The sequence below is a fragment of the Variovorax beijingensis genome (assembly GCF_003951285.1).
Classification (GTDB): Bacteria; Pseudomonadota; Gammaproteobacteria; order Burkholderiales; family Burkholderiaceae_C; genus Variovorax; species Variovorax beijingensis.
Genome location: NZ_RXFQ01000080.1, coordinates 1 through 1,076, shown reverse-complemented (window position 1 = coordinate 1,076; position 1,076 = coordinate 1). Strand labels below are relative to the sequence as shown.

General features: G+C 68.7%; 1 protein-coding gene and 1 pseudogene. Both read right to left on the bottom strand.

The genetic code is table 11. The annotated features are described in order from the left end of the window. A partial coding sequence (locus tag EJO66_RS32490; protein ID WP_185738459.1) for an MCP four helix bundle domain-containing protein occupies nt 1-855 on the bottom strand: 855 nt, incomplete at its 3' end. Nucleotides 856-876: 21 nt separating this feature from the next. Beyond that, nucleotides 877-1,076: pseudogene (locus EJO66_RS32485) on the bottom strand (methyl-accepting chemotaxis protein); the annotation flags it as partial.

Below are 1,076 nucleotides of genomic sequence, written 5' to 3'. Positions count from 1 at the left end.
GGTGGCGATGGCATCGCTCGACGTCTTGATCCGCACCACCACCTCGGTCAGCTGGTCCTGCATGCGCTTGATCGAGAACAAGAGGCTGCCGGCACGGGCCGAGCGGGCCTGCACGCTTTCGCTCAGGTCGCCGTTCGCGATGCGGCCGACCACGTCGGCAGCGTAGCCGGGCTCGCCGCCCAGTTGCCGCGCCAGCAGCCGGGCCACCATCACGCCGAGCCCCACGCTGATGACGATGCCGGCCAGTGCCATCAGCACCATCAGGAGCCGAGACGTCTTGAACGTGCGTGCGGCGCCCTCCATGCTGTCCCTGGCCTGCTGGTCGCTGTAGGCCACCATGCGCTGAAGCACTTTCTCCAGCGCGCGCGACTCCTTGAGCAGCTGCTCGCTCTCCTGCGGCACGCTGCCTTCGAACTGCGAGCTGTCCAGCGACTGCCTGGCGATGAGGTCGGCAAAATCGGCCAGGTGCTTTCGCAGCGGCGGCATCAGGCGCTGGTACTGCTCGCTGAGTTCCCGGCCCTCGGGCGTCTCTTCGAGCACGGGCTTGACCTCGGCCACGTTCGATTCGAGCGCCTTCACGGCACTCTTCAATTCCGTGAAGCCGACGTTGCGCTCGCCCTTGGTGCCGGCCGACAGCAGGCCCATCTGGGCGCGGCTCGCGTCGAGCAGGTGGATGTTGGCCGCCTGCACGGCCTTCATCGCGCGCAGGTCGTGGCTGTAGAGGTTTTCAGTCGAAGCGTTGATGCGCCCCATGTGAAAGATGCCGAGCCCGCCGACCGCGGCGCCCACCGCCGCGACCATGAGAAAGCTGAGAACCAGCTTGGCGGCGACACGAAGCTCCAGGAACCATTTCATTTTGCTTTTTCCTGCGGTGCGTCAGAACTCGGTCCAGTCGCCCGGCGCGGCGGCCTGGGCCGCGGCGAGCCTTGGGGCGGAACGGGTGTTGGCTGCGCGGCGGGCCGCTGCCGGCCGGACGGGCGCCTTCAGCGCGGGCACCGCCTTGCGCGGCGGCAGCGCCGGCTGCACCCGGGCCTGCATCTGCACGAGGGGGCGGGGCGCGTTGTCGCTGTCGAGCT